Genomic DNA, 13499 nt, shown 5'->3' with positions numbered 1-13499 from the left:
GGCGTCACAGGTTCGGCACGTTGCAACAAATGTAGGAGCGGATTCATCCGCGATGCGCCGCGCGGGCGGCGCTCGATCTCATAGACGCTGAACCTGTCATGGCGAGCACAGGATGGCCCTGACGCCATCCCCACGCAAACCGACACGAAGAAACCGGTACAGGCAAAAAAACTACCGGTTCATGCACCGTTCATAGCGCTCATCCACCCGCCCGGCAAACCACGCAGTGGTCAACTTGCGGGTGATCTTCGGGCTCTTCAGCTCGATCCCGGGCAGCACCGCCCGCGCCACCGGCTTGCCTGCCGCCGCATCGGCCAGGGCAAACACGCCGCTGTAGAGCTTGCTGTCCTCGAACGCCAGGCTATCCCCCAATTCCAGCTGGCTGCGGATCTGTGGATTACGCAGCCCCAGCTTCACCCCCAGCTTGCGCGCTGCCTGCTCGGTGCTGCCGGGCATGATCGAACCCGGGGCGATCAAGTCGCCATCCAGCGCCAGGTCCGCCCCCGTGACCTTGCTCAAGGCTGCCTGGAACGCGGCATTGCGGCTGGCGTACCAACCCGCGTTGAAATCGGCGAAGCGGTACAGCTGCCGTTCGTAATGCGTCGGGTAGCCGAGCAGGTGGGCAATACCGAAGTACATGCCCCCACGGCGGCTGAACACTTCCTGGCGAATGGTGCCGTCGTAGGCGTAGGGATAATCCTTGGCGTGCTTTTCCGCGAACTCGATGCTGACCTGCATCGGCCCACCGGTGTGCACCGGGTTCAAGCCCCCAAGCAAGGTCTTGCCCAGTGGCAGGCGAGCGATGAACTCGTCGTACAGCGCACTCAGCTGCTTCTCGCTGCGCACCGCCAGCAGGCGCTGCTGATAGCTCTGGCCGTTACCCGAGGGGGTCTTCAGTGCGCCGTCGACCAGCAGACCGGGGATGTGCAGGCGCGCCGCACGGCGGTCGATTTCTTCGCGGGCGATGCGCCCGAGGTTTGGCACCTGCGGGTCGGCGTTGAAGGTCGACTCCTGCTCGGTCACCGCCAGCACGGCGCACAGGTTGCGCTTGCTCGGCGTGATGCGCTGAGCCTCGAAGGCCAACTGGATGTCCTTGGCCCAGCCTTCGCGGTCCTTGGCCTGCGCTGGCAACAGGCGCAGCAGCTGGGCACGCACCTTGGCCGGGTCGGCTTCAGGTTCTTCCTCGTGGCGCCCGGCGCAGCCCTGCAACAGCGCCAGGGCCATCAGCCCTGCCGCCAGCAGCCGCCCGTTCAGGGCTGTTCACCGACCATGTAGGTCTTGCTGATATGGCGGAACTGCGGGTGGCTGGCGCTGCCCATGAGCTCGAACAACACCATTTCCCGGGTCACCACCTGCGCCCCGGCCTGGCGCATGCGTGCCAGCCCCGCCGCCTTGTTGGCCGGCGTGCGGCTGTCACAGGCATCCTCGACCACGAACACCTGCTTGCCCAGGGCCAGCAGGCCGAGCACGGTCTGCAGCACGCAGACGTGGGTTTCCATGCCGCAGACGATTACCTGCTCGCGGGCCATCAGGCTGGCGGGCAGGCACTCGGCGGCCACACACGAGAAATGGGTCTTTTCCACCACCTCGGCAGCCGGGGCAGCGGCGAGCAGTGCAGGCAAGGTATGGCCCAGACCTTTGGGGTACTGCTCGGAAATCACCACCGGGAGCTCCAGGTCGGCACAGGCGGCCAGCAACCAGCGCGCGCGGTCGCCGGTGCCTTGCGGGTCGCCCATGGCGCCGATGAGTTTTTCCTGGATGTCGACGACCAGCAGCGTGGCCTTGCGATGTTCGATCAGCATTGTCTGCCCCTTGCCTGGGAAAAGGCCTAGCCTCACCCAGGCAGGCGGCGGCGTCAATCAGGCAGAAAGCCTATGCGCTTCAAGGGCCTGCGTCAGCGCGCCGAGCACCTGGTCTTCGTGTTCATGGATAAAGAAGTGGCCGCCAGGGAACATCTGCAGCGTGAACGTGCCGTGGGTCTCCTGGCGCCAGGCCTGCAGTTGCTCTGCGCTGGCCCGATCCGCTTCGCCCCCCAGCACGTGCAGTGGGCACGGCAAGGCCGGCCGCTGGCGGTAGAGGTAACGGCCGCAGAGCAGAAAGTCGGCACGCAGGATCGGCAACGTCAGGCTCATCAGCTCGGCGTTGTCCAGCACCTCTGGCGGGGTGCCGTTGAGCTCGCGCAGCTCATGCTTGAGCTCATCGTCGCTCTTGGGCACGCGCCAGTTGTTGCCGTCATAGTCCTCGCGCCGGGTCGGCGCTGCGGTGCCGCAGGCGAACAACGCGGACGGTGGCGGGCAGCCCAGCGCGCGCAGTTCGTGGGCCAGCTCGAAGGCCAGCAAAGCGCCCAGGCTGTGGCCAAGCAACGCGTACGGGGCGTTGGCGGTCAGCCGCTGCTCGCTGGCCAGCTGCCGGGCCAAGGCCTGCATGTCGGTCTGCAGCGGCTCGCCCATGCGCGCGCCGCGCCCGGGCAACTCCACCGGGCGCACCTGCAGCCAGGCCGGCAGCTTGCGCCGCCAGCGGCTGTAGACCATGGCACTGGCCCCGGAGTAAGGCAGGCACAGCAGGTTGAGCGTGGTCACTGAGCGGCAGCTTCAGCCATCTGCTGGCGCAGGCTCAGGGGGCGCATGTCGGTCCACACTTCGTCGATGTAGGCCAGGCAGTCCTTCTTCAGGCCGCTCTTGCCCACCGCGCGCCAGCCTTCGGGGATGGCCTTGTAGTCCGGCCAGATGGAATATTGCTCTTCGTGGTTGACCACTACCTGGAACTGGATATCGTCGCGGTCGAATACGGAAGTCATTGCCTGTCTCCTTGAGTGTTGGATGCCGCTGCGCGCTTGGCGCAGGGAGGTTCTCAGGTAGACGTAGGACGCTTCATAAAAATTAGCGCCCCGGCAAGGCCGCTCCTACAAAAAACGCGCCTGCTCTCAGGTGTTACGCAACAGGTCGTGAGCATCCAGCAAGCGGAACGCCACCTCTGGATTGCGTTCCAGGCCCCGGCGGATCGCGGCCGGGATCGACTGGCGGGTTTTGCGGCACAGGCCGGGCTGGTCGTCCAGTTCAATAACGATGCCGCGCATGGTACGTACCTCGTTGAAGCCTGGGCTGATGTGCACGCGGATGCCGAGGTTTTCGTACAGCTTCAGCTGCAGACGCTGCAGGTCTTCGAGGTCCTTGAGGTGTTCCAAGCGTTCGAGCAGGCGCTTTTCTTCCTGGCGGGTGAGCAGCAGGATGCGCTGGGCCGCCGGCGGGTGCTCGACCAGGTGTTCGCGGCCGCAGTCACAGGCGCCAGGGGGGCACGGTTGGCGAAGCGGGGGTGGGGAACTCATGGAGCAATCATAGCCTCACGGCCAGTTCGCGGTGAACGCCTGACCAGAACTTTCCTGACAGGATAAAAAATTTCACAAACCACTAGACCGCAGCCCCTCGCTTCGCCTATAAATCGCCAAAGGGAAATTTATATTCCCACCAAGAAACATCACTTCGCCCGCCGCGAAACTTCTTTTGCCCTTGTGCCCGACCTGCCCCACTCCATCACGAGGCCTATCCGACATGCACCCCGCTCCCGATCACTTCATCCTGCGCGTCAGTTGCCCGGCCGTGTCCGGCATCGTCGCCGCGGTGACCACCTACCTGGCCGAGCACGGTTGCTACATCAGCGAGATGGCGCAGTTCGACGACGAGGACAATGGCCGCTTCTTCATGCGCGCCGTGTTCCGCTACAACACCGGCATCACGGGTGACACCCCGCAACTGGAAGCGGGTTTCGCCGACGTGGCCCGGCGTTTCGACATGGACTGGAGCCTGCACAGCAGTGCCCGGCCGCTGCGCGTGTTGCTGATGGTCAGCAAGTTCGACCACTGCCTGGCCGACCTGCTCTACCGCCACGCCAAAGGCGAGCTGGACATGCAGATTACCGCCGTGGTCTCCAACCACCTCGACCTGCGGCCGATGGCCGAGCGCCAGGGCATCCGCTTCGTCTACCTGCCGGTGACCAAAGAGACCAAGGCCGAGCAGGAAGCCGCGTTGATGCGCATCGTCGAGGACACCGGCACCGAGCTGGTGGTGCTGGCGCGCTACATGCAGATCCTCTCCGATGACCTGTGCCGCCAGCTGTCGGGCCGGGCGATCAACATCCACCACTCGTTCCTGCCCGGCTTCAAGGGTGCCAAACCCTATCACCAGGCTTACCAGCGCGGGGTCAAGCTGATCGGCGCCACCGCCCATTACGTCACCAGCGACCTCGACGAAGGCCCGATCATCGAACAGGAAGTGCAGCGCGTGGACCACGCCTACGCCCCCGGCGACCTGGTGGCGATCGGCCGCGACACCGAGACCATCGCCCTGTCCCGCGCAGTGAAGTACCACCTCGAACACCGGGTGTTCCTCAACCACGACCGCACGGTGATCTTCAAATGAACGCCATCCCCAGCATCAAGCTGATCGACGGCAAGGCCACTGCGACGCGGGTGCTGGCCGAGGTCCGCGAGCAGGTGCAACGCTTGCGCCAGGCTGGCGTGCAGCCGGGCCTGGCAGTGGTGTTGGTCGGGGCCGACGCAGCCAGCCAGGTGTATGTGCGCAACAAGGTGCTGCGCGCCGAGGAAGTGGGCATCCGGTCGCTGGAACACCGCCTGCCAGCCGACACCACCCAGGCGCAGCTGCTGACCTTGATCGACCGGCTCAACCGTGACTGCGGGGTCAACGGCATCCTCGTGCAATTGCCGTTGCCCAAGCATGTGGACGAACACCGCATTCTCCAGGCGATCAGCCCACTGAAGGACGTCGACGGATTCCACAGCGAAAACGTCGGCGGCCTGGCCCAGGGGCGTGACGTGCTCACCCCCTGTACACCCAGCGGCTGCATGCGCCTGCTGCGCGATGCCTGCGGCGAATTGCGCGGCAAGCATGCGGTGGTGGTCGGGCGCTCGAACATTGTCGGCAAACCCATGGCCGCCCTGCTGCTGCAGGCCGACTGCACGGTGACCCTGGTGCACTCGCGCAGCCGCGACTTGCCAGCACTGTGCCGCCAGGCCGATATCGTCGTCGCCGCCGTCGGCAAGCCGCGCCTGATCGGTGCCGACTGGCTCAAGCCCGGCGCGGTGGTGATCGACGTCGGCATCAACCGCATCGAGGAGGCCGGCCACAGCCGCCTGGTCGGTGACGTCGACTTCGCCGCCGCACTGCCCCAGGTCGCCGCCATCACCCCGGTGCCCGGCGGCGTCGGCCCGATGACCATCGCCTACCTGATGAAAAACACCCTGCTCGCCCTCGACCTGCAGCAACAGGCCGCCCACCCGGAGCGCACCGCATGCCTTTCGCCCTGCTGAAATACGGCCTGAGCGCCGACTACCCGGTGGAGGTCGACCTGCCGCCACCGTGCGAACTCAAGCCACGCTACGACGTGGTGATCATTGGCGGCGGCGGCCATGGCCTGGCCATCGCCTACTACCTGGCCAAGTACCACGGCGTGACCCATGTCGCGGTGCTGGAAAAGGCCTACCTGGGCGGCGGCAACACTGCGCGCAACACCGCGGTGATCCGCTCCAACTACCTGACGTCCGAGGGCGTGCGCTTCTACGCAGAATCGGTGCGGATGTTCCAGAACCTGTCCAACGAGTTCGACTTCAACATCATGTACTCCGAGCGTGGCCAACTGACCCTGGCGCACACAGACGCCACAGTGCGCGCCTTCCGCCAGCGCGCCGAGGTGAACAAGCACTTCGGCGGGCGCACCGAAATGATCGACCGCCAACAGATCCGCGAGCTGGTGCCGAGCCTGAACCTCGACCCTGGGCACTTGCCGGTGCTTGCGGGGCTGTGGCACATCGACGGCGCCACCGCGCGCCACGATGCGGTGGCCTGGGGCTACGCCAAGCAGGCCGCCAAGCGCGGCGTGGAGATCCACCAGCTGACCGACGTGCAGGACCTGCTGATCCGCAACGGCCGCATCGAAGCGGTCAAGACCAACCGCGGCACCGTGCAGTGCGGTTGCGTGGTGCAGGCGGTGGCCGGTGCCAGTTCGCTACTGATGGCCAAGGCGGGCATCCGCGCGCCGATCCACACCTACCCGCTGCAAGCCATGGTCACCCAGCCGTTCAAACCGTTCCTCGACCCGCTGGTAAGCTCTTCGGCGCTGCACTGCTACGTGCAGCAGACCAGCCGTGGCGAGATCGTCTTCGGCGGCGGCTCCGACCCGTACCCGCTGTACAACACCCGCTCCACCCTCGACCTCAAGGAAAGCCTGCTGGCCCATGCCATCGAGATGTTCCCGTTCATGGCCAACGCCAAGCTGATGCGCCAGTGGGCCGGGATGACCGACATGACCCCGGACTACAGCCCGATCATGGGCCTGTCGCCGGTCGAGAACTATTACCTGGATGCCGGTTGGGGCACCTGGGGCTTCAAGGCGACGCCGATCTGCGGCAAGACCATGGCCGAGCTGGTCGCCAGCGGCGGCAAGGTGCCAGACATGATTGCGCCATTCGCCCTGGAGCGCTTCAGCCGCTTCCAGCAAGTCAACGAGATGGGCGCCACCGCGGCCAGCCACTAGGAGCATACGACGATGAAGATCCTGACCTGCCCCTTGAACGGCCCGCGCAACATCAGCGAGTTCACCTACGGCGGCGAGTTCAAGCACATGCCCGACCCGGCCAGTTGCAGTGACGCCGAGTGGGCCGACTACGTGTTCAACAGCGACAACCTGGCCGGCGTGGTCATCGAATGGTGGCTGCACAACGCCTCCAGCTACTGGTTCCTGGCCGAGCGCCACACTGTCAGCGACCAGGTACTGCGCACCTTCGATCCCAAACAACTGTTCGACCGCCGCGTCGACTTCAGCCCCGCCGCCACCCCGGAGATCGCCGGATGAACAGCCTCACTCGCCTCCCCGCGCCCATGGGCCTGCTGATCGACCGCGAGCGGCCCGTTCGTTTCGAATTCGACGGCCAGGCCTGCTCGGGCTTTGCCGGTGACACCATTGCCAGCGCCCTGCTTGGCAACGGCCGCTGGTTGCTGTCGCGCTCGTTCAAATACCACCGCCCGCGTGGCCCGCTGAGCATGGCCGGGCAGGACGCCAACACCCTGGTGCAACTACCCGAAGAGCCCAACGTGCTGGCCGACATGGAAGCCGCCCGTGATGGCCAGGTGGTCACCGGGCAGAACTTCAGCGGCAGCCTGGAGCATGACCGCGACGCCTATCTGGGCAAGTTCTCGCGCTTCATGCCAGTGGGCTTCTACTACCGCTCGTTCTACAAGCCCAAGGGCATGTGGAAGGTCTGGGAGCCGCTGATCCGCAAGAAGGCCGGCCTCGGCGTGCTGGACCTGGGCTTCAGGCCGCAGTACTACGACAAGGCCTATCTGTTTGTCGATGTCGCCGTCATCGGTGCTGGCCCGGCTGGCCTGCGCGCTGCGCTGGACGCGGCCAATGCCGGGGCCAAGGTGTTGCTGGTCGAGCAGCAGCCGGTGCTGGGCGGCTCGCTGACCTACGCCCGCTTCGACATCGCCGGCAGCCGCGCCAGCAGCCTGCGCAAGGAACTGCTGGCCGCCGTTGAAGGGCACCCGAACATACAGGTGTTGTGCGAAGCCACCTGCAACGGCTGGTTCACCGACAACTACCTGCCGGTGATCCAGCACAAACGCCTGTACAAGGTGCGGGCCACGCGCTGCCTGGTGGCGGCCGGCTCGTTCGACCAGCCCGTGGTATTCCGCAACAACGACCTGCCCGGGGTGATGCTGACCAGTGCCGCGCAGCGGCTGATGAAGCTTTACGCCGTGAAGCCGGGGCAGCGTGCGGTGATCCTCACCGGCCACGATGACGGCTACCTGGCCGCGCTCGACCTGCAGGAGCAAGGCGTGGCCGTCGCCGCCCTGGTCGACATGCGCGCCGCGCCTGCCGATGCCGCGCTGGCCAGCGAGCTGAAGCGCCGCGACATTCCCCTGCACCTGGGCTGCACCGTCTATGAAGCCCTGCACGAAGCAGGCCTGCGCCATGTCACGGGCGCGGACATCCGCCCGGTCACTGGCCAGGGCAAGGTTGCCGAGCAGGGCCTGCGTGTGGCCTGCGACCTGCTGTGCATGTCCGCCGGCTACATGCCGGTGTACCAACTGCTGTGCCAGGCCGGTGGCAAGCTGGCCTATGACGTCAACCGTGACGAGTTCACCATCAGCAACCTGCCAGCCGGGCTGGGTATCGCAGGCTCCGTGAACGGCCGCCACCGCCTGGACAACGTGCTAACCGACGCCAGCCGCGGCGCTGCTGAAGCACTCGCCGCGCTGGGCCTGCAAGCACCTACGCCATCGGCCTACGTTGCCGAGGCCAAGGTCAACTTCCCCTGGCCGATCTTCCCACACCCCAAGGGCAAGGACTTCGTCGACTTTGACGAGGACCTGCAAGTGCGCGATATCGTCAACGCCACCCGCAGCGGCTACCGCGACATACAACTGGTCAAGCGCTTCTCCACGGTCGGCATGGGCCCGTCCCAGGGCCGCCACTCGGCACTGCCCACCGCGCGCCTGGTGGCCCAGGCCACCGGCCGCAGCATCAGCGAAACCGGGGTGACCACCGCCCGCCCGCCGTTCCAGGCAGAGAAGCTGGCGCATGTCGCCGGTCGCGCATTCGACCCGTACCGGCAGACGCCAATGCACCGCCGCCACCTGCAAGCCGGCGCGAAGATGATGCCTGCCGGCATCTGGCAGCGCCCGGCCTTTTACGGCAAGCCCGAAGAGCGCGAGCGCTGCATGCAGGAAGAGGCCCGCCATGTGCGCGAGAAAGTCGGCCTGATCGACGTCTCCACCCTCGGAGGCCTGGATGTGCGCGGCCCGGACGCCGCCGAGCTGCTGGAGCGCCTGTACACCTTCGGCTTCGCCAAGCTGCCCATCGGCCGCACCCGCTATGCGCTGATGACCAACGAGCACGGCGTGGTGATCGACGACGGCGTCTGTGCGCGGCTGGCCGAGCAGCACTTCTATGTCACCGCCACCACCAGCGGCGTCGACCGCATCTACCAGCAGATGCTCAAGTGGAACGCGCAGTGGCGCCTGGACGTGGACATCACCAACGTGACTGCCGCGCTGGCCGCGGTCAACCTGGCCGGGCCTCTGTCGCGCCAGGTGCTGGCCAAGGTCTGTGACGATGTCGACCTGTCGGCCGCTGCCTTCCCCTACCTGGGTGTACGCCTGGGCACGGTGGCCGGCATCCCGGCGCGTATCCTGCGCGTCGGCTTCGTCGGCGAGCTGGGTTACGAAGTGCACGTGCCGGCGCGCCACGCCGAGCGCCTGTGGGACGCCCTGATGCAGGCTGGTGCCGGGCTGGGCATCCGCCCATTTGGCGTCGAGACCCAGCGCCTGCTGCGCCTGGAAAAAGGCCACGTGATCATCAGCCAGGACACCGACGGCATGACCCACCCGGCGGAAATCGACATGCAGTGGGCGATCGGCCGCAAGAAGCCGTTCTTCGTCGGCAAGCGCTCGATCGAGATCCTCGAAGCCCAGCCACTCAAGCGCAAGCTGGTCGGCTTCACCCTGCCCAAGGGCAGCCCGCAGCCACTGGAAGGCCACTTGGTGCTGGACGGCCCGGACATCAGCGGCAACGTCACCTCCTGCGAGTACTCGCAAACCCTGGGGCAGATCATCGGCCTGGCCTACGCCAGCGCCCATCAGGCGACGCCTGGCATGCACATCCCGATCCGCGTTGAAGGCGGCCTGATGGTCAATGCCAAGGTGGTGCAACTGCCCTTCCATGACCCCGACAACCTGCGCCAGGAGCTCTGAGCCATGACCAGTCTGAAAGCCGAAGCCTTCATCCCACGCAGCCCCCGGACCGAGCTGCTGCACACCTGTGCGTTGAGCGACCTGACCGACCTGGCGCGGGTCGGTTTTCGCGGGGGGGACAGTGCGGCGTATTTGCAGGAGCGTGGATACCGTTTGCCAGCGCTGCCCAACCAGGCGTTGCGCCAGGATGACGGCAGCTGGGTGGCGCGCCTGTCGGCCAGCGAGTATCTGTTGCTGGGCAGCGTTGCCGACCAAGGCACGCGGGTAGCCGCCGAAGAACAGGCATGGGTGCAGGATGCCCGGCGCAACTACCTGCTGCCGCGCCAGGACAGCCATGCCTGGTTGCAGCTGTCGGGGGAACACTGCAGTGCGGTGATGGCCAAGTTGTGCGGGGTCGATTTGCGTCCGCAGGCGTTTGCGGTCGGGGCCGTGGCGCAGACTTCGGCGGCGCGGATCAATGTGATCGTGGTGAATGTCGGGAGTGATGAACTGCCGGCGTTGCAGCTGCTGTTCGACAGGGCGTCGCTGGCGTATTTCCAGGAAGCGGTGCTGGATGCCATGGGTGAGTTCGAGGGTGGGTGGGTTGGGGTGGACGAGTTGGAGGTTTGATATCCATGGGGGCCGCTCTGCGGCCCTTTCGCGACACAAGGCCGCTCCTACAGGGGGAATGCGATCGCCTGTAGGAGCGGCCTTGTGTCGCGAAAGGGCTGCAAAGCAGCCCCAGCTTTACAGCTGCACCAACCGCTCGCGCAGGAAGTTCACAAACCCCTGCACCGGCCGCGCCACCTGGCGGTGCTGCGGATACACCGCCGACAACTGCAACGCCGGCGTCGCCCACTCATCCAGCACCGTCACCAGCCGCCCGTCCGCCAGCGCCTGCCCGACGATGAAGGTCGGCAAATAGGTCACCCCCATCCCGGCAATCGCCGCATCCCTTAGCAACTCGCCGTTGTTCGCCCGCATGCGCCCGCTCACCTGGATCGTCTGCACCTTGCCGCCCTGGCGGAACTGCCACTGCACCTGCCGCGAGTGCCCGTAGGGCAGGCAATCATGTTCGGCCAGTGCTTCCGGCTTGGCCGGTACGCCACGTGCGTCGAGGTAGGCCGGGCTCGCGCAATACACCCGCGCGACATCGGCAATGCGCCGGGCAATCAGGCTGGAGTCCTCCAGCGCACCGATACGCAGCGCCAGGTCGTAGCCCTCGCCGATCAGGTCCACCGGGCGGTCGCTGAGGTCCACCTCCACATCCACCTGGGGATGCAACTGCAGAAACTCGGTCAGCAGGCAGCCCAGGTGAGCCATGGCGAACGACAGCGGCGCACTGACGCGCAAGGTGCCGCGCAAGGCCTGGGCCTGGCCGCTGATGTCGTGCTCCACCTGGTGCACCTCGCCCAGCAGGCGCAGCGCCGACTGGTAGTAGTGCTGGCCCAGCGGTGTGGCGTCCAGGCGCCGGGTGGAGCGGTTGAGCAGGCGCACGCCAAGGCGCTCTTCGAGCTGCATCAGGCGGCGGCTGACCGATTGCTTGGACATGCCCAGGCGGTCGGCAGCGGCGGTGAAACTACCGGCCTCCATGACCTGAGCAAAGATGCGCATGTCTTCGTAGGGGTTCATTGTCTCACTCTTGGTGACAGTCAAACGCTTTATAGCGGCTTTTTCTCGAAAGTGCATCTTCTTAATCTACACACAGGTCGCAGCGATGGCCCTGAAGGCCAGGCAAGACGCCCAATACCAACACTTGAACAGAAAAGGATTCGCGCATGAACATTGTCCACAAGGGCCTCACCGCTTCCCTCCTCGCCCTGTCCGTATCGACCGCATTCGCCGCCGGCAGCCCAGGCGTCGAACAGCACACCCAGGCCTTCCTCGAAGCGCTGGAACAAGGGGGTGGCAAGCCGCTCGAGCAGCTCAGCCCTAAAGACGCCCGTGCCGTGCTGACCGGCGCCCAGGCTTCGGTGAAGGTCGACCTGTCCGGTATCGAGGTCAAGGAACGCACCATCCCGGCCAACGGCCAGTCGATCAAGCTGCAAGTGGTGCGCCCGGCCAATGTCAAAGGTGACCTGCCCGTGTTCATGTTCTTCCACGGCGGCGGCTGGGTGCTCGGCGACTTCCCGACCCACCAGCGGCTGATCCGGGACCTGGTGGTCGGCTCTGGCGCGGTGGCGGTCTACGTGGACTACACCCCATCGCCAGAGGCGCACTACCCGACGGCGATCAACCAGGCCTACGCCGCAACCCAGTGGGTGGCCGAACACGGCAAGGAAATCGGTGTCGACGGCAAGCGCCTGGCCGTCGCTGGCAACAGCGTTGGCGGCAACATGGCGGCAGTGGTCGCGCTCAAGGCCAAAGAGGCCGGCACCCCGGCACTGCGCTTCCAGTTGCTGCTGTGGCCGGTGACCGATGCCAGCTTCGAGACTGCGTCGTACAAGCAGTTTGCCGAGGGGCACTTCCTCACCACCGGGATGATGAAATGGTTCTGGGACAACTACACCACCGACGCCAAGGCTCGGGAACAGATCGACGCCTCGCCGCTGCGCGCCAGCCGCGAGCAGCTCAAGGGCCTGCCGCCAGCACTGGTGCAGACTGCCGAATTCGATGTGCTGCGGGACGAGGGTGAGGCTTATGCACGCAAGCTGAATGCGGCGGGCGTAACGGTGACCTCAGTACGGTACAACGGCATGATCCATGACTATGGGCTGCTCAACCCGTTGAGCCAGGTGCCAGCAGTAAAAGCGGCGATGCGCCAGGCGGCTGGGGAATTGAAGGTGCATCTGCAGTGACTCGTTGAACAACAAAAGACCCGCCCAGGCGGGTCTTTTTCAAACAGCCGCCAGCCCTTTCAGCCTCGGCGTTTCAAGGAGAATTCACCATGCTCACCGTCCGTAACGCTCAAGACCGCGGCCTGGCCTTTCATGGCTGGCTGAAATCCTTCCACACCTTCTCGTTTGGCCATTACCGCAACCCCGACGAGCAGGGCTTCTCCGACCTGCTGGTCATCAACGATGATCGTGTCATTGCCGGTAAAGGCTTTGGCGAGCATCCGCACCGCGACATGGAAATCTTCTCCTATGTGCTTGAAGGCGCACTGGAGCACAAGGACACCCTGGGCACTGGCTCGGTGATCCGGCCGGGCGATGTTCAGCTGATGAGTGCCGGCCACGGCGTGGCGCACAGCGAGTTCAACCACAGCCAGGCGCAGCCGGTGCACTTCCTGCAAATCTGGATCGTGCCCAACGTCAACGGGGCGACACCGCGTTATCAGCAACAGCACTTCAGTGCCGAGGAGAAACGCGGCAAGTTGCGCCTGATCATCTCGCCGGATGGGGCCGAGGGGTCATTGCAGGTACGGCAGAACGCGCGGGTGTATGCCGGGCTGTTTGATGGAGCGGAGCGCGCGTCGCTGGTCTTGCCGGAAAACCGCCATGCCTATGTGCATGTGGCTCGTGGCAGCATCGAGCTCAATGGCCAGGTGCTGAATGAAGGCGACGGCGTGCGGGTGCGCCAGGAACAGCTGCTGGAGCTGGGCAATGGCGTGGATGCCGAAGTGCTGGTGTTCGACCTGCGGCCCAATGAACTTCCCGGTATGCCATAAGCAGGACCGGCCTCTTCGCGGGTAAACCCGCTCCCACAGGAACACCACTGAATTCGAAACTTGTGATGTACCTGTGGGCCTCCTCAAGAACATCACTGAATTCGAAACTTGTGGTGCACCTGTGGGCCTCCTCAACAACATCACTA

The 13499-nt window shown here is 65.4% G+C and carries 14 protein-coding genes; 8 read left to right on the top strand and 6 right to left on the bottom strand.

The features are described from left to right. Positions 1-171: 171 nt before the first annotated feature. The 5 genes from H040_RS21250 to H040_RS21230 form a co-directional block, all read right to left on the bottom strand. Positions 172-1224 (bottom strand): DUF1615 domain-containing protein, encoded by a 1053-nt coding sequence (locus tag H040_RS21250; protein ID WP_027918511.1) that lies wholly within the window; start codon positions 1222-1224, stop codon positions 172-174. 26 nt (positions 1225-1250) lie between these two features. Next, entirely contained in the window at positions 1251-1802 is a 552-nt protein-coding gene (locus H040_RS21245) for a hydrolase (RefSeq protein WP_027918510.1), read from the bottom strand. Between the two features lie 57 nt (positions 1803-1859). Further along, entirely contained in the window at positions 1860-2579 is a 720-nt protein-coding gene (locus tag H040_RS21240) for a thioesterase II family protein (RefSeq protein WP_027918509.1), read from the bottom strand. After that, entirely contained in the window at positions 2576-2797 is a 222-nt protein-coding gene (locus H040_RS21235) for an MbtH family protein (protein ID WP_027918508.1), read from the bottom strand. Before H040_RS21235 ends, H040_RS21240 begins: the two co-directional genes overlap by 4 nt. A 126-nt stretch (positions 2798-2923) precedes the next feature. Next, positions 2924-3325 (bottom strand): hypothetical protein, encoded by a 402-nt coding sequence (locus H040_RS21230; protein ID WP_027918507.1) that lies wholly within the window; start codon positions 3323-3325, stop codon positions 2924-2926. Between the two features lie 223 nt (positions 3326-3548). Between H040_RS21230 and purU the strand changes: the two genes are divergently transcribed. From purU to H040_RS21200, 6 genes are read left to right on the top strand one after another with little or no spacing between them, the layout of a single operon-like run. Beyond that, complete coding sequence (purU, locus tag H040_RS21225; RefSeq protein ID WP_027918506.1) at positions 3549-4415, top strand: formyltetrahydrofolate deformylase; 867 nt, start codon at positions 3549-3551, stop codon at positions 4413-4415. Further along, positions 4412-5323, top strand: a complete 912-nt coding sequence (gene folD, locus H040_RS21220) for a bifunctional methylenetetrahydrofolate dehydrogenase/methenyltetrahydrofolate cyclohydrolase FolD (protein WP_027918505.1) — start codon at positions 4412-4414, stop codon at positions 5321-5323. Before purU ends, folD begins: the two co-directional genes overlap by 4 nt. Next, positions 5305-6546: an FAD-dependent oxidoreductase gene (locus tag H040_RS21215; protein WP_027918504.1), complete on the top strand. Its 1242-nt coding sequence runs from the start codon at positions 5305-5307 to the stop codon at positions 6544-6546. The genes folD and H040_RS21215 overlap by 19 nt, the downstream gene beginning before the upstream one ends. 12 nt (positions 6547-6558) lie before the next feature. Next, positions 6559-6864 carry a sarcosine oxidase subunit delta gene (locus tag H040_RS21210; protein ID WP_027918503.1) on the top strand — a complete coding sequence of 102 codons (306 nt, stop codon included), beginning with the start codon at positions 6559-6561 and terminating at the stop codon, positions 6862-6864. After that, entirely contained in the window at positions 6861-9764 is a 2904-nt protein-coding gene (locus H040_RS21205) for an FAD-dependent oxidoreductase (protein ID WP_027918502.1), read from the top strand. Before H040_RS21210 ends, H040_RS21205 begins: the two co-directional genes overlap by 4 nt. Positions 9765-9767: 3 nt before the next feature. Beyond that, positions 9768-10373 (top strand): sarcosine oxidase, encoded by a 606-nt coding sequence (locus H040_RS21200; protein ID WP_027918501.1) that lies wholly within the window; start codon positions 9768-9770, stop codon positions 10371-10373. A 117-nt stretch (positions 10374-10490) separates the two neighbouring features. On the opposite strand, the gene H040_RS21195 is transcribed toward H040_RS21200, so the two are convergent. Further along, positions 10491-11375, bottom strand: a complete 885-nt coding sequence (locus H040_RS21195) for a LysR family transcriptional regulator (RefSeq protein ID WP_027918500.1) — start codon at positions 11373-11375, stop codon at positions 10491-10493. Between the two features lie 146 nt (positions 11376-11521). On the opposite strand from H040_RS21195, the gene H040_RS21190 reads away from it, so the two are divergent. Continuing rightward, positions 11522-12541: an alpha/beta hydrolase gene (locus tag H040_RS21190; RefSeq protein WP_027918499.1), complete on the top strand. Its 1020-nt coding sequence runs from the start codon at positions 11522-11524 to the stop codon at positions 12539-12541. 89 nt (positions 12542-12630) lie between these two features. Continuing rightward, on the top strand, positions 12631-13353 hold the full coding sequence (locus H040_RS21185; protein WP_027918498.1) for a pirin family protein: 723 nt from the start codon (positions 12631-12633) through the stop codon (positions 13351-13353). Positions 13354-13499 lie beyond the last annotated feature (146 nt).

Origin of the sequence: Pseudomonas sp. URMO17WK12:I7, from assembly GCF_003269045.1 — a bacterium.
Classification (GTDB): Bacteria; Pseudomonadota; Gammaproteobacteria; order Pseudomonadales; family Pseudomonadaceae; genus Aquipseudomonas; species Aquipseudomonas putida_J.
This window is presented reverse-complemented; position numbering and strand designations above follow the sequence as displayed.